General features: G+C 35.2%; 18 protein-coding genes. 3 read left to right on the plus strand and 15 right to left on the minus strand.

Translation table 11 applies throughout. The features are described 5' to 3' along the window. Positions 1-661: 661 nt before the first annotated feature. The gene (locus QQS39_RS10520) at positions 662-1819 is read left to right on the plus strand and encodes a pyridoxal phosphate-dependent aminotransferase (protein ID WP_151435321.1); all 1158 of its coding nucleotides are present in this window, start codon (positions 662-664) and stop codon (positions 1817-1819) included. 73 nt (positions 1820-1892) lie between these two features. On the opposite strand, the gene QQS39_RS10525 is transcribed toward QQS39_RS10520, so the two are convergent. From QQS39_RS10525 to QQS39_RS10560, 8 genes are all read right to left on the minus strand, one after another. After that, complete coding sequence (locus QQS39_RS10525) at positions 1893-2453, minus strand: fimbrial protein (RefSeq protein ID WP_285804480.1); 561 nt, start codon at positions 2451-2453, stop codon at positions 1893-1895. 18 nt (positions 2454-2471) lie between these two features. Beyond that, complete coding sequence (locus tag QQS39_RS10530) at positions 2472-3467, minus strand: fimbrial protein (RefSeq protein WP_285804481.1); 996 nt, start codon at positions 3465-3467, stop codon at positions 2472-2474. A gap of 24 nt (positions 3468-3491) precedes the next feature. Next, positions 3492-6074 (minus strand): fimbrial biogenesis usher protein, encoded by a 2583-nt coding sequence (locus QQS39_RS10535; RefSeq protein WP_285804482.1) that lies wholly within the window; start codon positions 6072-6074, stop codon positions 3492-3494. Between the two features lie 33 nt (positions 6075-6107). Next, positions 6108-6800 (minus strand): fimbria/pilus periplasmic chaperone, encoded by a 693-nt coding sequence (locus tag QQS39_RS10540; protein WP_151435325.1) that lies wholly within the window; start codon positions 6798-6800, stop codon positions 6108-6110. A gap of 24 nt (positions 6801-6824) precedes the next feature. Continuing rightward, the gene (locus QQS39_RS10545; protein ID WP_285804483.1) at positions 6825-7367 is read right to left on the minus strand and encodes a fimbrial protein; all 543 of its coding nucleotides are present in this window, start codon (positions 7365-7367) and stop codon (positions 6825-6827) included. Positions 7368-7427: 60 nt separating this feature from the next. Next, positions 7428-7988 (minus strand): type 1 fimbrial major subunit FimA, encoded by a 561-nt coding sequence (gene fimA, locus QQS39_RS10550; protein ID WP_151435327.1) that lies wholly within the window; start codon positions 7986-7988, stop codon positions 7428-7430. A gap of 188 nt (positions 7989-8176) precedes the next feature. Continuing rightward, positions 8177-8515 carry a helix-turn-helix domain-containing protein gene (locus QQS39_RS10555; RefSeq protein WP_151435328.1) on the minus strand — a complete coding sequence of 113 codons (339 nt, stop codon included), beginning with the start codon at positions 8513-8515 and terminating at the stop codon, positions 8177-8179. 574 nt (positions 8516-9089) lie between these two features. Continuing rightward, positions 9090-9989 (minus strand): endonuclease/exonuclease/phosphatase family protein, encoded by a 900-nt coding sequence (locus QQS39_RS10560; RefSeq protein ID WP_151435329.1) that lies wholly within the window; start codon positions 9987-9989, stop codon positions 9090-9092. A gap of 647 nt (positions 9990-10636) precedes the next feature. Here QQS39_RS10560 and QQS39_RS10565 point away from each other — a divergent pair. Further along, positions 10637-11392 carry a T6SS immunity protein Tli3 family protein gene (locus QQS39_RS10565; protein ID WP_285804484.1) on the plus strand — a complete coding sequence of 252 codons (756 nt, stop codon included), beginning with the start codon at positions 10637-10639 and terminating at the stop codon, positions 11390-11392. Beyond that, positions 11389-11547 (plus strand): hypothetical protein, encoded by a 159-nt coding sequence (locus QQS39_RS10570; protein ID WP_285804485.1) that lies wholly within the window; start codon positions 11389-11391, stop codon positions 11545-11547. Before QQS39_RS10565 ends, QQS39_RS10570 begins: the two co-directional genes overlap by 4 nt. A gap of 94 nt (positions 11548-11641) precedes the next feature. Here QQS39_RS10570 and oppF read toward each other — a convergent pair whose 3' ends face one another. The 7 genes from oppF to cysG form a co-directional block, all read right to left on the minus strand. Beyond that, positions 11642-12649 (minus strand): murein tripeptide/oligopeptide ABC transporter ATP binding protein OppF, encoded by a 1008-nt coding sequence (oppF, locus tag QQS39_RS10575; RefSeq protein ID WP_151435330.1) that lies wholly within the window; start codon positions 12647-12649, stop codon positions 11642-11644. Then, positions 12646-13632 (minus strand): ABC transporter ATP-binding protein, encoded by a 987-nt coding sequence (locus tag QQS39_RS10580; protein ID WP_151435331.1) that lies wholly within the window; start codon positions 13630-13632, stop codon positions 12646-12648. Before QQS39_RS10580 ends, oppF begins: the two co-directional genes overlap by 4 nt. Positions 13633-13642: 10 nt before the next feature. Next, on the minus strand, positions 13643-14551 hold the full coding sequence (gene oppC / locus QQS39_RS10585) for an oligopeptide ABC transporter permease OppC (RefSeq protein WP_023581989.1): 909 nt from the start codon (positions 14549-14551) through the stop codon (positions 13643-13645). A gap of 18 nt (positions 14552-14569) precedes the next feature. Further along, the gene (gene oppB, locus QQS39_RS10590) at positions 14570-15490 is read right to left on the minus strand and encodes an oligopeptide ABC transporter permease OppB (protein ID WP_072064086.1); all 921 of its coding nucleotides are present in this window, start codon (positions 15488-15490) and stop codon (positions 14570-14572) included. 79 nt (positions 15491-15569) lie between these two features. After that, positions 15570-17207, minus strand: coding sequence for an oligopeptide ABC transporter substrate-binding protein OppA (gene oppA, locus QQS39_RS10595; protein WP_151435333.1), 1638 nt, complete (start codon positions 17205-17207; stop codon positions 15570-15572). Between the two features lie 272 nt (positions 17208-17479). Next, positions 17480-19117 carry an ABC transporter substrate-binding protein gene (locus QQS39_RS10600; protein ID WP_285804486.1) on the minus strand — a complete coding sequence of 546 codons (1638 nt, stop codon included), beginning with the start codon at positions 19115-19117 and terminating at the stop codon, positions 17480-17482. 664 nt (positions 19118-19781) lie between these two features. Beyond that, complete coding sequence (cysG, locus tag QQS39_RS10605) at positions 19782-21164, minus strand: siroheme synthase CysG (RefSeq protein WP_285804487.1); 1383 nt, start codon at positions 21162-21164, stop codon at positions 19782-19784. Positions 21165-21172: the final 8 nt, after the last annotated feature.

The raw sequence follows: 21172 nt of genomic DNA on the forward strand, positions 1-21172 counted from the left end.
ATTAATTTCACCAGGCCAAAAAAATCTGACGAATTCTATCGACATAAAAATATTATGCAAACGTTTTCGTTGTCTGTTTATTATAATTAATGGAAAGCTTTATTTAAGGAGAGTTGATATTCCTCACAAAAATAGGAGAAAAATCGTTATATTGCTTGAATTTACCTGATTATCTTGAGTGAACTTTATTAAGGCATTTTATTTAGAAATATTTATGAAAATTTAAATATCTGTATTTCCCTTCATTTTACACAAGTGATTATCAAATTATTTTTATATAAAAATAAAAATTTAAAAAAATCTTATGTTACATAATAAAAATAAAAAAGGTGTCGATTTAGCATTTCGACGAGATAGCTTTTTATGGCATAAGAATATTTATGCAGCAAAAATATGTAATGAAAGAATTGGCGCTGTGGTAAAGCCTAATAATACTCATCATTCAAGTACTCGAAATTCAAATACTCATCATGTAAACAATCAATTAACACCCCTTTCTCATCCTCAAGCTTAGCAAGATTAAGTACGACAATAGTCTCTTTCCCCACAGCAAGAGATGAATAAATAATTATTTTTTTATCATATTTATTTACTTCTATCTTTTTTTTAGTAATCTATGAGAACTAATAAAACATAGAATAATTTACTTGGGAAACATAACATGAATCGTCGGTCATTTTTAACTTCATCAAGCTTAGTGATTGGTGGTCTTTCATTAAGTTCATTTGTTAGCTCTGCTTATGCCAATGAAACACTAAAAAATAAATTGGTTTTTAATGCAGAAAATCCGTTATTGCTAAATTTTAATGAAAATTCACTTGGTATGTCGCAAAAAGCAAAACAGGCAATTATTGATGCTTTACCCAATGCTTTTAGATATCCCGACGATGCGCGTAGTGCATTAATTAGCGAGCTGGGTAACGAATTTAAACTTTCAGATAAACATATCACTTTGGGAAATGGCTCATCTGAGACAATTCAAGCAGCAGTTCAATATGTCGCTAATAAAGGTCAAAAAGAAGGTAAAGCCGTTCAGCTTATTGTGCCTGATCCTACTTTTAATTATGCCGAGCTTTATGCAGAACCTTTAGGTGTAAAAATCGTTAAAGTACCCGTTGATAATACTTTAGCTTTCGATTTAGTAACCATGCAGAAAAAAGCGCAAGAGTTTGATGGCATCAGCATGGTGTATTTATGTAATCCTAATAATCCAACCGCGATGTTAACGCCAACTGCTGCTTTAACGAACTGGGTAAAATCAGCAAAAGAGAATGTCTTTTTTATTATTGATGAAGCTTATGCCGAGTTTGTTTCAACGCCTGAATTTACCAGTGCTATTGCATTAGTTGAAGCGGGTTATAAAAACCTGATTGTGACTCGTACTTTCTCTAAAATTTATGCTTTAGCTGGGCTACGTGTCGGTTATGGTGTTGCCGTACCTGAAGTTATTGCCGATGTTGATGTGTTTGTTTCTATTGATAATACCAACACTGCGGGTGCAGTGGCTGCATTAGCTTCATTAAAAGATAAAGCCTATGTGGAATATAGCCGCAAATCGATTGATGTTTCTCGCCAAATGGTAATTGATGTCTTAAAAGAGCTAAATATTGAATATGCACCTTCTCATGCGAACTTTATATTCCATAAAGTGAAAGGCGATGTAAAAACCTATCAAAATAGAATGAAAGACGCGAACATTATGGTTGGTCGTGAATTTCCACCCGCTTTGGGCTGGAGTCGTTTAACGTTAGGGACACCAGAAGAGATGAGCTATTTTGTTTCTACATTAAAAGCCTTTAGAGCTAAAGGTTGGATTTAATCTGATAATAAGATTGCTATAAAATAGGATCTGCGTTGTAAAACAAAGGGAGCATTTCTGTTCCCTTTATTATTTAAAGATATTCTAATGTGAACACAACTTCACTATTAGCACTTCCACTCGTTACCAATTCATTAATAGCCTGATAGTAAGCATAAAAGTCAAGTGTGATAGTATTATTCATATCAGTTGGGTACATGATGCTTCCTTTACCAGGCAACACTTTGCTTTTATTTTTATCTAAAATGGCAATACCAACATTAGTTGCAGCATTATTTCCCACCAGTTTAAACAAACTATTATCAGTGCCATTAACATCACCGTTAAATGTCACCTTAACGCCTTTCGTTACCACACTACAATCCGTTAGATTAAGTGTAAATTTAATAGGATCTGTCATATTATTTTGTTTAAAATCTTTCGTTGCCCATTTACCTAAATCAACAAATTTATTTATTGAATCAGGGCTAACTCTACAAGTATTCGCAACAATATTCGCCTTGATAATAATATTGACGTTCGCTAATTCTGCATTTGCATTTTTAATGACAAAAGTAAAAGCAATAAAGAATAAGGATATCCATAACAACATAACTTGTGCTATTTTTTTATAGAAATACGATAACTCATTCATAATGTGAGCCTATAGAGATTAGGGAAAATCAACACGCAAAAAACCACTTGAAGTTACAGAGCCTTCATTTGGTGTGTTCCCATCAGTACTGACAGGATAAACACTAATAGTGACATTAGCATCAGAGTTTCCATTAAGTTTAAATGGAATAAAACTTGATATATTATTTGGTGTTAATTCTGATCCAGACGAACTCGCAACAACAAATCCAACACTTTTATTATTAGAGACAATAGCATTGCCTTTAACGGAATCAGCTTGTAGTCGCATAGTTAAATCTGCGCTTGCATCCATATTGTCACATTTAATACTTAAGTTACGAGAAATTGAACTAACACCTTCCGCTTTTTTACCTGCTTCTTTAAAACCTGAAGCCGGTATATTATCAAAATCAATATTAACCACTTGACCAGAATTAATAGTACAAGATTGAGGTACGGTCATTGACAGGTTTAAATATAATTTGGAAATAACAACTTGTTTAGTTGAACAATTTTGTGGTTGACAAAAACCAAACTCACCAACAAAAATATTATTTACATACGTTCCACTAATTATTGCTTTATCAATTCTTATTCTGGTTTGATATTTCCTTGTTGCGACTGCGGTTTCTTCGCCATCAGTATAGCTTCGAACACCACAAACATTATCTAATGTTGAAACATTATAAGGCACGTATAGTGTTCTACAATTATTTACAACACTCAATGCAACAGAAATATAGTCATCTATTTTTGAGTAGTTCCAACTTCCACTACTTGTATTAGACGAAGGTATATTTCCATTTAAATACGTTGCCCATGTTTGAGCTTGTCCGCTATTCCATTTTAGCCTCGCTAAATTAGTTAAAATAATTTCAGAGGCATCTTTGGTCATACCAATTCTATTTTCAGATTTTGATAATTGCCCACTTAAGGTTGAATATTCACTGACATTACAACCACTCACACAAGAAACGGCAAATGCACTATTTGACGTAATTGCAATTACTGCAAATAATAATACTCTAATCATAATAGACTCACTAAGTTGCTATTTTTAATGTTGGCAAGTTGAAGATATAAAATAGATCCCTTTTTCTTTAGATGATGTCTCGTCAATTTTATAATTAAATAAACATTGCTTATCTTCTGTTTGTCCCCATTTGGCTTTTAATTTACCAACTGGTGCTAACCCAGAAATAAACACACGACCATCATCACCTACAATTCCACTAGCAGAACGCGCCTCATCGACAACGATCGCTCCAAATGGGATCGCAGAACCACCCTGTTTTGTTAGAGTTACCATTGCTCGATAGCCGATATTTGTTTTAAATTCAGCTTGCACCAATGCGCCTTTTGTAGGAACAACATTTAGAATCGAATTTTCTAATTCAACATTCTCACCTAATGAATTTACATCTAATGAAACCCGATTATTTTTATAAGTAGAGGCATAAGGTAAAACGGCATACCCTTGGTTATTCGTAAGTACTCCGTTTGCATTCTCCACTTTTATATTATTTGCATTATTAGCCTTGATAAGAATATTTGTATCACCTAAAGGTTGGCTTAATGTAATACCACCAGAGTGAGCAACAATACCGCCATTTAAACTATAATTTAACTCATGCCAATCATTACTATAATTATAGCCCGTTCCGACATTAGCATATTTTCCTTTATAATTACCGTAAACCATTCCAGAATATCCTCCACCATTGTGAGCATATCCTTGTTGAATATTATAATTTAAATTATTGTCTTCAAGTAGTGTTCCCGTTAAACCTGCTTGTTGTATTAATACATTATCATTACTTCTATTCATTGAATAAACAGCATACATACTGTTCTTATTAGATTTTAAATCATTAACTTTATGGGAGTTAAACAGATCATCAATAGGAATGGAAATATTGAAGGCAATATTTTTATTGTCTTCACTCATACCCGGAGATTTTATTTTTGATAAACTAAGATTATAGTTAATCCTTTTAATATCTCCACTATATCCAATTTGCCATAACTGTTCAGTTTCAGATGTTCTCCAATAATTCTGATAAGAACCTAAAATATATAAAGAGCTATTATTAGTTATTTTTTGACTAATATTAATTTGAAAACGCCCTTTTTTAGAATAGTTCAAATCATGGTAATCAGAGAGTTGATCCTTACCTTCAAATAACCCATCGGGGTGTCTTATTTCATACCCTTTCATTCTTTTATAGCTAACTTCATTTAGCGTATAATAGCCTTGAGTTGAATATCGATACCCCATGATCTGGAAATTAGTGCCGATCTCATTTATTGACTTGGCATAGAGTAATCGAACAGATTGCCCTTTCTTATGTTCTTCATTAGGTAATATGCTATTTGCTTGTATAAGATCTGCCGAGATTGCCCCTAGGTTTCCTAAATTCCCGCCCAGTCCAATAGCATATGATTGATAATTATTTGAGAACTGACTACCACCATAAAGAGTTGTATTATAAGGTAAACCATAAATTAAACTAAATTGGCCAAAATTAGGCTTATCTTGGTTGCCTGAACCGCTTCTAAATTCACCCGCGATAAGCTCATATTTTAATCGACCTTCTCTTTGTAAAATAGGCACATTGGAATATGGCACAACAAATTGGGTAATCTTCCCATTATTTTCTTCAACTGTAACATCTAAATTACCGCTACTTGAAGTTGCATAAAGGTCTTTTATTTCAAAAGCGCCAGGTGGCACAGAAATCTGATAAATCACAAAGCCATTTTGTTTCACAGTCACAATGGCATTGCTATTTGCAATTCCCTTAATTGTCGGAGCAAATCCACGCATGCTATCAGGTAGCATATTATCATCAGATTCTAATTTAGCACCTCTAAAACCAAGGCTATCAAAGATAGAACCATTAGAAAATGAATCACCTACCGTCAAATCGGCCTTTAATGAAATAATCGGCTTTTGTGCATATGTTCTAATATTACGCCATTTATTTTGATCGTTTTGTCCTCTAGAATAAATCCAAGAGCTTTCATTCCTAAAACGCCATGATCCTATATTAATACCAGGTGTTAAATTTAAAAAATAATTGTTATTATTTGATCCGTCTTTATCATTTTTATTATTTCTACCCGTAAAATTATAATTTAACAAAATAGCATTTATTCCATTATCCCATTTTTCTGGTGGGATATAACCACGAATATTATTTTTAAACATTATTTGTGGAATACTTAAAAATAATTTTTGACGTTCAAAATCAAAACGAACACTGGATTTTTCTATTTCACTTAAGAGATCGATGCAAGCATTATTTATATCTTCTTTTTTATGAGTAAGATTTACACCGAATGCCGTTAAATCATCAGCTTTTAAACAAGGTAATAGCCCTGTATCATCTGAAGCACCTTCACTTTCATAAAAAAGAATGTTTTTTGTAGAGACATATTCATTATTAATATATATTTCTACTGAATAAGTTCCCTCTGGCTGTCCTTGCCCTTTATCAAATCTTGATAAATCAGCAACCTCACCCTCTACACTAGAAATTAAGCTAGGATTAAAAAAACTATCTGCATAAGAAAAACTTGAATATACTGACCCTAATATAATATAAATATTAAAGATTATAGTTCTAGATTTCAGCATAAGAAAAACCTTATATTGTCATATTTAACTGATTTATTTTGCAATTGTTTTTATTATTACTGGAGTACTTGCACCATAATCATTCATTGTTTGATAAGAAATTTTATTATGATTCTGATTATTAATTCTTACGTTGACCGTTTCCATAGGAGGAACCATTACGCTGCTTAATTTTTCATCACCTAAGTGTAAATTCACTAAAGTCACGTAATAAGGTGATGGATTTTTAATTGCCATATCATGCCCAGAGAATTTAAACTCTAAGCTATTAGGAATATCATCTAAATTAAATTGTAAGCCATCAGGTCTTACAAATATTTTTATTCTGGATAACACTGCCAATTGAAGTACATTTTTATCTTTAATTTGCTCTCTTTCAATTTCAGGTATTGACTTTGTATTTAACCAAAATAAGCTTTCTCTATCTTTCGGCAGTTCTTTTCCCGCATAGATTATTCTTAATGTATTTTCACTATTAGGCTTACTAACAAAAAGAGGAGGTGTAATGATAAAATCATTACTCTTTTTATCATCGCTATTATCAACCCACGATTGAATTAAAAAACGTAATTTATTATCTGTATTACTAAGAGTAATTGATGTTTGCTTAGCCTCTAATGGATAAATAATTCTAGTGGCCGCTAATGCAACACCTCCCGCATAAGATAAAGATGAATAGCAAAAAATAAAAAATAAAACAATATAGTTTCTATATGCTAAATACATATTAACCTCTAGTGATAGACCTAATTAGTTATAATTTAAAACAAACCAAACGACAGCATCTGCTTTGCCGCCTTTAACATGTTCTTCTGTCGCTAAATAACTTGCTTTAAATTTTAATCTTGATTCATTTTCTTCGAAAAATTTATATTCGCCAACAACGTTAGGTTTTATAATTTCGTTTTCATCATCGTATAATGCAATACCAACACCGGAAGCTGAGTTTACCTGCTCTGTGATATTGAATAATCTTTTATCCTTGCTATTTTCATTTCCTAAAATAATCAAACTAACTTTATCACTTATATTTTTATTACAATCAGTCAATTTAATAAAAAAAGGTATTTGAATAGAACGACTTCCTACCTGATGAAATTTATTACTACTTACAACACCCATATCAATGGTTTGGTTTTCACTTTCAGTTGATACAACACACGCAGGCTCTACAATTCCACCCCTAATATAAAAGATCCCATCTTCAATAAATTTTTTATTCACGCCATAAGCTTGAGAGTAGAAAGAGGTAAAAAAAGATAGGACAATAAAATATATAAAACTATATTTCATATTTTCCTCGATATAGAGGTATGGCTTATTCAAACCATACCTCTAAATAGCTAATAAGAATTAGTCGTATTGCATTTTGAAAGTGACGTTAGCATCAGCATGACCTGGAGTAACAGTGTCTAATGTTGATTTATAACGTGCGACGAAATCTAAAGTATTAGCTCCATTAATAAGTTGTTTCGCTGTAGAAAAAACAGAACCGTCTGGTGTTAAGACTTTTCCTGTATGGTCAATTAGCTCAATACCAACACCAGTTGCTGCACCTGAACCACCTGTAGTGATATTACTAACCGCTAATATTGTCTTATCATTAGCGTCGCTAACACCAGAAAATGATGCTGATGCGTTTTTTGCTACTGTCGTATCACAGTCTGCTAAATCAATAGAGAAATTAGTATCTCCAACTGTTTTACCTACAACATCAAACTGTGCGGTTCTATATTGACCAATATTAATTGTTTGGTTCATTGATTTAGCACTAACAGCGCAAGCTGCATTCACAATTTGACCAGTGAAATTAATTTTACCACCATTAACTACTGTCGCAGCTGTTGCTAAACTACTAGCAGATAAAATAGACACTGCTAATACAGTTTTAATTAGCGTATTTTTTTTAAACATTTACTTTTCCTTTTTTATATTACAGGTATACAACGGTTTCACTTAAAATCCGAAGAATAGAAATAGCATTGATTACTAATTGATTAGTATCTTATACTTAATAAGTATTATTTTAATTAACAGCATTAATCAAAAATATTTATATAAAATTAGCAGTGTATAATCGTGGTACAAGTAAAACATTATTGTCATTGAGGACAATTTTCTAAAAAAGGGAAATTATGATCAGTTTCATACTTTATTTTATATTTTAATGTAATAATTCGTTTCGAAACCTTTTCAAAAAATTCGCCAATTGAAACATCAAATATACTTAATACATAAATTAATATATCAACTGGTACTTTATTTAGACCTCTTTCATAACGAGATATTTGTTGTTGTGAGATATTTATTCTTTTTCCTAATTCAGAACCTGTCATTGAATTACGTTGTCTTAGTAAAGAAAGTTCATAGCCAATAGAATATTGGAGCATCTTTCTTTCACTTATATAATCGTAGTTTAATGAAAAAATATTTATATCCAAAACTTTCTTCCCCAAATTTATTTTTAATTAATTTACGTGACAAGATTAATAAAATCAAATATCCATAATTATCTGACATATTAATCAATCAATAATTAAACACTTATAAAGTGTAAACAAATATATAAAATTCTGCTTAAGTGCTGACGTTTATACATTGTCATTTTTCGATAGTCGTTTTAAGTCAATATAAAATTCTGTTACCATACCATGTACTGTCTAAAAAAAACATAAAATGCTAAAGGTAACAGTGATTAAATATGAAGATTTACTCGTTCAGCATGTTGCTACTTAGCGAAGTAAAATATGAAGAAAGGTGTGGTGATTACTGTTTAGTCTGTTATTACTTTTTTGAAGTCGGTCACTATAAAAATATTCTTTATATCTGACTAGTGATTATTGGATTTAAATGAGATTTATTTAATAAAAATCAATTTATTTACACAGATTGGTTAAAAATAAGACAATTTAGTGGGTGCAAAAATAAAAAAAAACTGAATAAAAATCTGAATAAATGTACTACACCCCAAAAGTTGAACATCAACTTTGGGGTGTTTTTGTATATCGTTATTTATTACTGCTCTTGCAGTTCTAACTCGGCAATAACGGGCAAATGATCACTGGCATCTGACCATTTAAATGTCGCTGAATCTTGAGGGATTGTCATATTTTTGATATCCCAAACTTGTCCTTTAAACGTAAAGATATGGTCAATATCTATGGCTGGATTAATTGCCGGCCATGTCCGCTTATCACTATTTGGTTTTTCAACAGGGTTCCAAAAATAGTTAATTTCTTGGATTGGCTGCTCATTGGCGGTAGAGTTAAAATCACCAGCCAATATTTTTATTGATGTTGAAATATTATCAAAGCCAGTCTCTGTATCACCAATTGCAGCATCTAAAATATGTCTTACTTGACCAATACGAATAGTGGGATCTTTTTGCCAATCAAGGTGTGTTCCCATAATAATAATAGGAGAATCAAATCCTGGTTTCGTAATTTGTGATAACAAAACAATACGTTGCTCTGCATTACCTGAAGGGAGATTAACGACCTGTGATTTATCAATTTTATATTTTGATAAAATACCAACGCCATATTGCCCACCATCAAAATCGAGCGCTTTACCAAAAGCAAACTGCATATTATTGGCTTTTGCCAACGTTTCAAGCTGGTTAATATTTTTACTACGTGCTGTTTTATTATCGACTTCAGTAACAACAATGACATCAGCATCGATATTTTTGATTGCTTGATTAAGCTTGTCAAAATTGGTGACATCTGCTGAAACTTCATTTTTACCGATATTATAAGTAGCTACTTTCAGTGTCGGTTTATTACTTTGGTACACCTTATTGGGTGTACCGCCTGATTGTACAGCAAGGATTTCTGAGCCAGTGGTATTTGCTACTGCAATTGATGACAGTAATACACCGGTGCTAACTAAGATAGATATTGTGCTTTTTTTCATAATTTCCCCGAAAAATAAACAAAATGCCGATGAATGGTCAACAATAAACTATCACACTGAAAATATGACACAGTGACACAAACCACAAAGTTATTTCGTGATACAAAAAATCAACCCAATAGTGCTATAAAAGAGTAGCCGCTTTATTAAACTTTCAAATAATATGTCATCACGTTATAAATACTTAATGTTGTTTTTAATTTATTATTAAAAATAAAGGAATATAATAGCATTAGCTATTTTCATTACTTTAATATACTAAAAATTAACATCATTAAGTTAATTACGTATTATTACTTGGATTAAAATTTATTTTTGTGAATTTTGCCTTAATAATAAAAATCAACACATTGATAATCAGCGTTTTGCTTGCCATAACACCGACTATAAACTAATAATATAGTTTCAACTTCAAGATAATAAATAAGTTTCATTGTCTAGAGCATTGAATAAATAAGATTTTTTTTATATTTTCCTGAAACATGGCTAAGTTGCAATATTCAACAAACAAGGATAGCAATATTATTGAATTAGTATAATGATTATAAATCACAACTTCTGATGGATAACGTGATTAATTTTGCAGTAATAAGATATTTTCAAATGCTAATACAAGTGAAACGGCATCATCTTAATAAGGATAACCCATGTTATTACATCAACTTAAATTTCCCTTACTGTTTATTTTAAGTGCCACCCTATTAACGGGCTGTTTATCATTAAAAGAAAAAGCTGCCATTAAAGAAGCGCAAGATAAAGCCGAACAACAACGTTTAATGACCGAAGAGATTAAAAGTTATGGTCCACCCACTGTCATTTATCGTATTGATGACCATCGTTTTTTTACCTTGGAAAAATATAATGAAAGGCGAGAAGGGATCACCTATTACAACAATACAAAAAATAATATCCATCAAGAAATATTATATGGATCAGCTTGCTTATACCAAGGTCGCCTAATCTGGGCAACTGAGCGCGATGATGCCTTAGTCTTCCCTGCAGTACTGAGCCGAAAAACAGATCAATGTGCAGGAACGAAATGGGGCTGTGTTAACGCCATTCTTGTCACCCTTGATGGTGGGGAAAACTTTAGACCAACAAATGGTGGTTTTGGTATTCATACTGATCATCCCGGTTACTACTCCTCTTTTTTCGATATTATCGTAACCGATAAGGGATTTTATTTAGGTGAAACGGCTGTCAGTCGCCGAGAAGCAAACGATCAATTGGCAAAACCTTGGTGGCGAAAATTTTATTTTGAAGCCACTCGTTCAAATTATGTCCATAGTAGCCTCGGGGATAAAGAATTCCCTTCTCCAGCACTGAAAACCCCTTCAGGGCAAACCCGCTTTGATTGTAGCGCCCCTTCTATTTACCCTATTTCACAGGCAGAGAAATTATGAATAACAGCAAACCAACTCGTTGGTTAAAACCAAAGGAATGCTTTGATGGTAGCGAAGAATGGCGTTCTATTACCCACGCAGCCAATATCGGAGCAGAAATCCATGCTAAACCTCATTTACCCGGTATTATCGAAGATCCATTAAAGAAAAAATAACAATAAATGTCCGATATTCTAGCTATAAAAAGTAAGAAGCCCGCTTGAATTTATTCAAACGGGCTTCTTATCTTATTCACACTATTTAATTACATTAAAGCGGGTCCACTTTTAAGCAAGAGACTGCATGGCGGAAGCTTCCTTCTAATAAAGGACGTGTTTTGGCACATTCTTCATCTGCCAGCGGGCAACGTGTACGGAATATACACCCTGATGGCGGATTAATCGGAGAAGGCAATTCTCCTTCTAATAAATCAATATGCTTATTGCGCTCTTTATCAGGATCAGGAATAGGCACTGCTGACATCAACGCTTTAGTATAAGGGTGTAATGGATGATGATAAACTTCATCATACGTTCCTAACTCCACGGCATGCCCTAAATACATTACCAATACACGATCTGAAATATGTTTCACCACGGCCAGATCGTGGGCAATAAAGATTAAAGATAATCCCATCTCTTTTTGAATATCTTTCAGTAAGTTAACCACTTGAGCCTGAATTGATACGTCTAATGCTGAAACGGGTTCGTCACAAATCACTAATTTAGGTTCTAGAATTAACGCGCGAGCAATACCGATACGTTGGCATTGTCCACCTGAGAATTCGTGTGGGTAGCGGTTGATTAAGTTTGGCAATAATCCGACTCGCATCATCATTGCTTTAACTTTTTCAACTACCTGCGCCTGTTTCATTTTAGGGTGATAGGTTTTTAGAGGTTCAGCAATGATATCGCCAATCGTCATTCTTGGGTTTAAGGAAGCCAGCGGATCTTGGAAAATCATCTGGATATCTTGGCGAATATCGCGCCATTGCTTATTCCCCATTCCCAGTAAATCATTACCTAACCAAGTGACTGTACCCCCAGAGGCTTTGACTAACCCGATAATGGCGCGCGCAAATGTCGATTTACCGCAACCAGATTCACCAACAACCCCTAATGTTTCACCTTCATATAAACGCAATGTGACACCATCAACGGCTTTGAGGCTTTTTTTAGCTTGCCAGAACCACTGTTTATTATCTTGAACATCGAAATAAACTTTTAAGTCATTCACTTCTAGAATAACTTTTCTATCTTGTAATGTGGCTTGCGTCATACCAATTCCTCCACCGCTTTAAAACAGGCACGTAATCGCCCTTGTGCAAATTGCTCCAATTGAGGTTCACTCGTTAAACATTGCTCTGTTGCATACTGGCAACGAGGTTGGAATGGGCAGCCTTTTGGTAAACGTAATAAATTAGGCGGATTTCCCGGAATGGTTGCTAGTCGCTCGTCTTCACCGTCTAAGCGAGGAACAGCCTGTAATAATCCGATAGAATATGGATGTGATGGTTGATAGAAGATATCACGCGCTTTACCGTACTCCATGGTACGCCCTGCGTACATTACCAATACTTTATCGCAAATACCCGCAACAACCCCCAAGTCATGGGTGATCATAATAATTGCGGTGTTTAAATCATTCTTAAGCTCATTGAGTAAGGTCATGATTTGTGCTTGAACTGTCACATCAAGTGCGGTTGTCGGTTCATCAGCAATTAAAAGTTTTGGTTTACAAAGCAATGCCATAGCAATCATTACACGTTGGCGCATGCCGCCTGAAAACTCATGAGGATACATACTCATTCGTTTATGGGCTTCTGGCATTTTTACCGCATCTAACATGCGTACTGATTCCGCATAAGCATCATTTTTGCTCATGCCTTTATGCAACATTAGTACTTCAATAAGCTGCGCACCGACTTTCATATACGGATTTAATGAAGTCATTGGATCTTGAAATATCATAGATATTTCTTCAGCACGCATTTTATTTAATTCGCTTTGGCGAAGATTTAAGATCTCACGACCACTAAAGTTTGCACTACCCGCTGTGCGACCATTCTTCGCTAATAATCCCATTAATGCGAATGCCGTTTGGGATTTACCGGAGCCAGACTCACCGACGATGCCTAGGGTTTCACCAGCAGCTAATTCAAAGTTGAGTTTATTAACTGCGGTTACATCACCATCCGGTGTACCGAAAGTCACACAGAGATCTTTAACACTTAATAACGACTTGTTTGTTGTATTTGTCATTTTGTTCTCCTTAACGATCTTTCGGGTCTAATGCGTCACGTAAGCCGTCACCGATAAAGTTAAAGCAAAACAGTGTGACAACTAAGAACGAAGCCGGGAAAAGTAACAACCAAGGAGAAACTTCCATTGAGTTTGCACCATCACTTAATAGCGCTCCCCAACTACTTAATGGCTCTTGCGTTCCTAAACCTAAGAAGCTTAAGAAGGATTCAAATAAAATCATACTAGGGACTAATAAAGAGGCATAAACCACAACGACACCCAGTACGTTAGGTACGATATGTCTTAACACGATATTGCGTGATGACACACCACAAACTAATGCAGCTTCAATAAACTCTTTACGTTTTAGACTTAAGGTTTGTCCTCTTACAATACGCGCCATATCGAGCCAAGATACCATCCCGATCGCAACGAAAATCAGTAAGATATTTTGACCAAAGAATGTCACCAATAAGATAACAAAGAACATAAATGGAAATGAGTTTAAGATTTCTAGTAAACGCATCATCACAGAGTCAACACGTCCACCAATATAGCCCGCCATTGCGCCATACAGCGTACCAACAATAACAGCAACAAAGGCAGCCGCAATACCGACCATTAATGAAATACGTCCACCAATCGCAACACGGACTAATAAGTCACGCCCAGAGGAGTCTGTACCAAAATAGTGAGAAGAGGCAAAATCAGGTGCCATTGACATCATTTCCCAGTCGGTATCGTCATAAACAAAAGGCGATAACATTGGGGCAAAAATAACAAATAATAAAATAAAGAAAAGTAGTACAAGGCTCGTGATGGCCGCTTTATTGTGCATAAAACGACGACGAGCGTCTTGCCATAAACTACGGCCTTCAATATCTAGCTGCTCCGAGAAATTCCCCAGAGCTTCGCTGTTTTCCTTCAGTGATAACATAACGCGCTCCAGTATCTATTAATAACGAATTTTCGGGTCAATAACGGCATATAAAATATCGACAATCGCATTAAATAAAATCGTTAATGCACCGACGATAATGGTTAAACTTAATACCAATGAGTAATCTCGGTTTAAAGCACCATTAACGAATAATTGTCCGATACCCGGCAATCCAAAAATGGTTTCAATAACCATGGAGCCAGTAATAATACCGACGAATGCAGGTCCCATATAAGAAATAACAGGTAGTAGCGCAGGTTTTAAAGCATGACGCAGTACAATTCTTTTCATCGGCAAGCCTTTCGCTTTTGCCGTTCTGATAAAGTTTGAGTGTAATACTTCAATCATAGAACTACGGGTAATACGCGAGATACTGGCAATATAAGAAAGCGACAGTGCAATCATTGGTAACAACATATATTGCACTGCACCACCATTCCAGCCCCCTGCCGGTAACCACCTTAAGGTAATAGCAAAAATAAGTACCAGCAGTGGTGCGACAACGAAACTCGGTATTACAACGCCCGTCATGGCAAAGGTCATGACGGTATAATCCCATTTGGTATTTTGATTCAGTGCGGCTATCACGCCTGCCCCCACACCTAAAATCACAGCAAAAATAAATGCCGACAACCCTAATTTAGCTGAAACAGGGAATGCTTTACCGACTAAGGTGTTTACACTGTAGTCTTTATATTTAAAAGAAGGTCCTAAATCCCCTTTCGATAATTGAATTAAATAATCGAAGTATTGTTTATAAATGGGATCGTTTAAGTGATATTTCGCTTCAATATTTGCCATAACCTCTGGTGGAAGTTTCCTTTCCCCTGTAAAAGGGCTACCAGGTGCTAAACGCATCATAAAAAACGAAATCGTTATTAGAATAAATAGAGTCGGTATCGCTTCTAAAAAGCGACGAAAAATAAATTTGAGCATTGCCCGTTCCTATAACACAAACCTATTCAGGCGTGACGATAAAAAGACCTTGCCTTAAAAAAGACAAGGTCTCGCCCGATTACTTAGCAATAATGTACAAGTCTTTAGTATGTAAATTATCTAATGGATCTTTACCTGAATAACCACCCACATAAGGTTTAACTAAACGGGTGTTTACATAGTAGTAAAGTGGAACAATGGCCGAATCTTTATCTAATACGCCTTCAGCTTTTTGATAAATAGCGGCACGTTCGTCATCAGATTTCACACGTAAAGATTCTTTGATCAATGCGTCAAACTCTGTGTTTTTATAGTGAACAGTATTATTACTGCTGTAAGACAGCATCATGTTCAGGAATGAAGAAGGTTCGTTATAATCTGCACACCAACCCGCACGCGCAACATCATAAGTTCCTTGGTGACGTGTATCTAAGAACGTTTTCCACTCTTGGTTTTCAAGAGAGACATCGGCACCTAGGTTTTTCTTCCAAATTGAAGAAGCAGCAATTGCCACTTTTTTATGAAGATCAGAAGTATTGTACAGCAGTTTAAATTTCAGTGGGTTTGCTTTGTTATAGCCCGCCTCTTCTAACAATTGACGTGCTTTCTCATTGCGCTGTTCTTGTGTCCAAGTCGCAAACCATTCTGGTTTGCTCTCTTTAATTCCATCTGTAAATGGAGGAGTAAAGCCGTAAGCGGGAATATCACCTTGGTTTTTTACTTTATAAGTGATGATATCTCTGTCCATTGACAGTTTCAGCGCTTCACGAACACGAGGATCGTTAAACGGTGCTTTCTCATTATTAATTTCATAATAATAAGTACATAAATATGGGCTTATACGCAATTCATCTGGGATCTCTTTTTTCAGTTTTTGGAAAAGTTCGATCGGTAAATTGCTATATGTCATATCAATTTCACCCGCACGATAGCGGTTTACGTCAGTGACTTCTGATGAGATAGGTAAGAAGGTGACTTTATCAATAACAGTACTTTTGTTATCCCAATACGTTGGGCTACGTTCTAAAACAATACGTTCGTTGACTGTCCAGTCTTTTAAATTATAAGCGCCGTTACCGACGAAGTTAGCAGGTTGTGTCCATTTTTCACCAAACTTTTCAATTACTTTTTGGTTAACAGGTGACATGGAGGAGTGAGCTAATAATTTTGGTAAATAAGGCACTGCTTCGGATAAAGTGATTTCTAATGTGTTGTTATCTAATGCCTTAACACCTAATTCTGTGGCTTTTTTCTTACCTGCAATAATATCGTCAATATTTACAATATGTGCATATTGCAGATAGCTTTCATAAGGAGATGCAGTATTAGGATCCGCTAAACGTTGCCAGCTATAAACGAAATCTTGTGCTGTAACAGGGTCACCATTTGACCATTTAGCGCCTTCACGAATTTTGAATGTCCAAACAGTAAAATCTTTATTTTCCCAGCTAGTTGCAGAGCCAGGTAAAATTTCACCATCTGGACCAACAATAGTCACGCCTTCGAAAAGATCACGCGCTAATGCAGATTCAGGTACACCTTCGATTTTATGCGGATCAAGTGATTGTGGTTCAGAGCCATTATTACGGACAAGCTCTTGTTTTTCAGCTAATTTTACCCCGTCTGGAACAACAGCAGCATTAGCTGTTAGTGCTGACAATCCAAAGATTGCGCTTATTGCAATCGCCAACGCACTCTTTTTAGTTAAATTACTCATCTTATACAATACTCCCAGTTAGTAAGCTGGTTGTTAGACAACCATTCTGTGATGTTCAGTTGTGTTTTAGAACGGTTTACACAACTTATTGTTTTTACAAAAAAATAAATCAATCTTGTTTATTTGTTATCAGTGCTTAATTGCCTGATAGCATTATAATTTTTTTATGCCGCTAGCTTTTTTGTGTAGCTTTTTATTGGTTAACTACTTTTTAAGTCACTTTTAATAATTTAAATCACACATAACTATAGAATTTCGATAATTTACCAGTTTTAGTTATCTGCCTTTATAAAATAGCGCTTTAAGTCCGTATAATCAAAGGGGTCTTTGCCCATAAATCCGCCCACTTTTGGACTAACTAATCTAACACTAACACGATAATAGACAGGTACTATCGCTGAATCCTTGTCTAGCAAGGCTTCAGCACGCTGATAGAGTTGATGGCGAGCCACTTTATCAACGGCCATTGAGGCATTATTTAATGCATCGTCGTAGTCATTATTTTCATAAAAAACGGTATTGAGACTACTTGTAGAAAGAAACGAATTTAAAAACGAGGTAGGTTCATTGTAATCTGCGCACCACGTTGCTCTCGCGACTTGGTAATTTCCTTGGTTACGGCTTTCTAATGCCGTTTTCCATTCTTGGTTTTGCAACGTCACATTTGCACCAATACTTTTTTTCCACATTGATGCAGTCGCTATTGCCTGCTGTTTATTTTGATCTGAGGTATTGTAGAGCAAAGTAAAAGTCAGAGGATTTTGGCTATCAAATCCTGCTTCTTTTAATAATTCACGCGCCCTTTCATTACGTTGCTGTTGTGTCCAATAAGCCCATTTTGGTGGCTTAAAATTACCGTTGCCAATAAAAGACGGAGTAAAAGAATAAGCGGGTATTTGCCCTTGCCCCATTATTTTTTCAGCAATAACTTCTCTATCAAGCGTTAGTTTCACAGCTTCTCGAACACGAGGATCATCAAAAGGGGCTTTTTTATTATTTAATTCATAATAGAAAGTACATAAATACGGTGTGACATGTAAATTCTCTGGCTGCTCTTGTTTCATTTTTTTATACAGAACAGGCGGAATAGCGCTATTAGTGATATCTATTTCACCGCTACGATAGCGATTTATATCACTGGTTTCTGAACTAATTGGTAAAAATGTGGCTTGCTCAATAATGGTGTTTTTATTATCCCAATAAAGTGGATTTCGTTTTAAAGTCACCTTTTCATTCACGACCCAATTTTCAATAACATAAGCGCCATTACCGACAAAATTTTCAGGACGAGTCCAATTCACGCCATATTTTTCAACAATCTCTTTTTTAACTGGCTTTAACGGAGTGTGACTGACCATATCGACTAAATAAGGAATTGGCTTGGTTAAATTGACTTGCAAAGTGTGCGCGTCTATCGCTTTTACACCTAATGTTTCAGGGGATTTTTTACCGCTAAGAATATCTGCAACATTTTCAACATAAGCATATTCAAGATAACTGGCATAAGGCGAGCCTGTTTTAGGATCGACGACTCGACGCCAGCTATAAACAAAGTCTTCGGCTGTAACGGGTGTGCCATCACTCCACTTTGCGTCTTCTCGCAAATAGAATCTCCACACCTTGTTATCATCAGTTTCCCAGCGTTGTGCAACACCGGGCATGCTTTCACCATTAGGCCCCACATAGGTCAGCCCCTCTAATAAATTTAAAATAATATTTGTTTCTGGAGCGCCTTCTACTTTGTGCGGATCAAGTGATGAAACTTCAGTACCGTTATTAATCACGATATTCTGTTTTTGGGCCAGAATAGTCCCTTCAGGAAGAGTGACGGCATGAGAAAAAAAGGAGGTTAATACAAGTGACATAATACTGAGTGGAAACACTGTTTTTAACGTAACTTTATTTTTCATGGGTACCTCTCCTAATAAACAATAATTTATAGCGGGGTCGCTCAATTAACGATATGTATCGTTGTTAAATTTTGATTGTAATATTTGTGGCTCTCAAACGTTTAAAAATATTAACGAGATAAAAATGATACTAATACTCTTCTTTTTTACACTTATCGTAAATTTTGTCAATTAATGCGGTATTCTTATCACTTAACTTTATTGAGCCACCTAGAGTTCTATCCTGAGAAAATAAAAAATACATATCAAGAGAAGCAAAACAACAAATAAACATTAAATTAACATCATGCAAGTTTTATAGATAGAAAACCTACTTAGCTCACAAAATTAATATATTTAGGATGGATTTTATCCGACTTGCAGAACTTTATGATGCTTTATTTGTAAAAAATTTCTTTTTGAAATTAATTAAAAATAACAATAAATTCATCTTTAGAGTGAATAACAATTCTGGGCTAAAAATATTTATAGATTATTAAATATTCAACTTTATTATTTGTTTTTAAATTTTAATCTATATGTTTAATTGAAATGTTATTAAACAATTTTTTATTTATATTTCTATGTGTTAGATAAAATGTCAGATAAAAAAAACCTCTTTAATATACATATAGAATATTAAAGAGGTGTTTAATTTTAAGATGATATCATCAATTCTTTTCAGCTATTTAGCTGATTTTGATTGAAACCATTGTAGCTTATCATTCAGTTTGACAACCTCTCCCACAATAATCAGTGCAGGGCTTTCCATTGTTTCTGCCATTTCTGCCAGTTGGCGTAATTGACCAACAATCACTTTTTGTGTTGTTAACGTTCCCTTTTCGATAATGGCAACGGGCATAGTCGCGCACATGTTTTGGCTAAGTAACATTTGCTGAATATACGGCGCTTTACTTAATCCCATATAAAACACCAAGGTCTGATTCTTTTGCGCAATACATTGCCACTGGGCTTCATTTAACCCTTTGCCATGTCCCGTAATAAAACGGACACTTTGCGCATAATCTCGATGCGTTAAAGGGATCCCCGCATAAGTGGTACAACCTGATGCCGCCGTAATTCCGGGGATCACAGAAAATGGAATATGATGTTCAATCAAGGCTTCTAGCTCCTCACTGCCTCGACCAAAAATAAAGGGATCGCCTCCTTTTAATCTCACCACGCGTTTTCCTGCTGTGGCTTCTTTGATTAAAATTTGATTGATTTCATCTTGAGGAACACAGTGAAAACCTGCTTGCTTACCAACATAAATACGTTGTGCGTCTCTGCGGACTAATGCCATGACCTCATCAGACACTAATCTATCATAAACCACCACATCAGCTTGCTGACACTGCTGTAAACCTTTAATGGTCATTAGCCCAGCATCGCCTGGCCCTGCTCCGACTAAAACAACACTGCCTTTAGGTTGCTGATTTTCAGATAATAGTGCGCTAATGCGTTGCTTAATACCGTCGTCTCTTTGCGCTTCTATTTCAGCTTGTAGTGATTTATCCTCGAAAAATTGCTCCCAAAAATAACGTCTGGCACTCATCGATGAAAAACGCTGTTTTATTTGCTCACGTAACGTTCCAGCGAGTTGCGCTAACGCACCAAGATAATTAGGGAGCAGTTGTTCAATTTTTTCTCGCAAAATACGCGCTAGCACAGGCGCTTTTCCGCCCGATGAAATCGCCACTACAATAGGTGAACGATCGATAACAGAAGGCATAATAAAGCTGGCTTGCTCTGGTGAATCAACGACATTACAAAATATCTGTTTCTCTGTCGCGGATTGAAAAACCTGTTGATTCACTTGCTCATTATCTGTTGCAGCAATAACAAGCCATTTACCCGATAGATGATCCGCAGTAAATACACCCATGATGCAGTTTAGTTTTTGCTCAGAATGCCACTGCATAAATTGCCCTGTAAACGAAGGTGCGATAACAGAAATAATCGCGCCTGCCTCCATAAGCAATCGGGCTTTACGTTCAGCAATCTCACCGCCTCCTACTAATAAACAAGGTTTATCTTTGAGCTGACAGAATATTGGAAAGTAATCCATATTCATTC

This window comes from Proteus appendicitidis (assembly GCF_030271835.1).
GTDB classification, from domain to species: domain Bacteria; phylum Pseudomonadota; class Gammaproteobacteria; order Enterobacterales; family Enterobacteriaceae; genus Proteus; species Proteus appendicitidis.

Excerpts from the sequence above, each read along its gene's own strand:
- fimA (WP_151435327.1), bottom strand. The coding sequence starts at position 7,988 with ATGTTTAAAAAAAATACGCTAATTAAAACTGTATTAGCAGTGTCTATT.
- QQS39_RS10600 (WP_285804486.1), bottom strand. The coding sequence starts at position 19,117 with ATGAAAAATAAAGTTACGTTAAAAACAGTGTTTCCACTCAGTATTATG.
- oppB (WP_072064086.1), bottom strand. The coding sequence starts at position 15,490 with ATGCTCAAATTTATTTTTCGTCGCTTTTTAGAAGCGATACCGACTCTA.
- oppA (WP_151435333.1), bottom strand. The coding sequence starts at position 17,207 with ATGAGTAATTTAACTAAAAAGAGTGCGTTGGCGATTGCAATAAGCGCA.
- QQS39_RS10580 (WP_151435331.1), bottom strand. The coding sequence starts at position 13,632 with ATGACAAATACAACAAACAAGTCGTTATTAAGTGTTAAAGATCTCTGT.
- QQS39_RS10525 (WP_285804480.1), bottom strand. The coding sequence starts at position 2,453 with ATGAATGAGTTATCGTATTTCTATAAAAAAATAGCACAAGTTATGTTG.
- QQS39_RS10545 (WP_285804483.1), bottom strand. The coding sequence starts at position 7,367 with ATGAAATATAGTTTTATATATTTTATTGTCCTATCTTTTTTTACCTCT.
- QQS39_RS10520 (WP_151435321.1), top strand. The coding sequence starts at position 662 with ATGAATCGTCGGTCATTTTTAACTTCATCAAGCTTAGTGATTGGTGGT.
- oppF (WP_151435330.1), bottom strand. The coding sequence starts at position 12,649 with ATGACGCAAGCCACATTACAAGATAGAAAAGTTATTCTAGAAGTGAAT.
- QQS39_RS10560 (WP_151435329.1), bottom strand. The coding sequence starts at position 9,989 with ATGAAAAAAAGCACAATATCTATCTTAGTTAGCACCGGTGTATTACTG.
- QQS39_RS10535 (WP_285804482.1), bottom strand. The coding sequence starts at position 6,074 with ATGCTGAAATCTAGAACTATAATCTTTAATATTTATATTATATTAGGG.
- QQS39_RS10530 (WP_285804481.1), bottom strand. The coding sequence starts at position 3,467 with ATGATTAGAGTATTATTATTTGCAGTAATTGCAATTACGTCAAATAGT.
- QQS39_RS10540 (WP_151435325.1), bottom strand. The coding sequence starts at position 6,800 with ATGTATTTAGCATATAGAAACTATATTGTTTTATTTTTTATTTTTTGC.
- cysG (WP_285804487.1), bottom strand. The coding sequence starts at position 21,164 with ATGGATTACTTTCCAATATTCTGTCAGCTCAAAGATAAACCTTGTTTA.
- oppC (WP_023581989.1), bottom strand. The coding sequence starts at position 14,551 with ATGTTATCACTGAAGGAAAACAGCGAAGCTCTGGGGAATTTCTCGGAG.
- QQS39_RS10565 (WP_285804484.1), top strand. The coding sequence starts at position 10,637 with ATGTTATTACATCAACTTAAATTTCCCTTACTGTTTATTTTAAGTGCC.
- QQS39_RS10570 (WP_285804485.1), top strand. The coding sequence starts at position 11,389 with ATGAATAACAGCAAACCAACTCGTTGGTTAAAACCAAAGGAATGCTTT.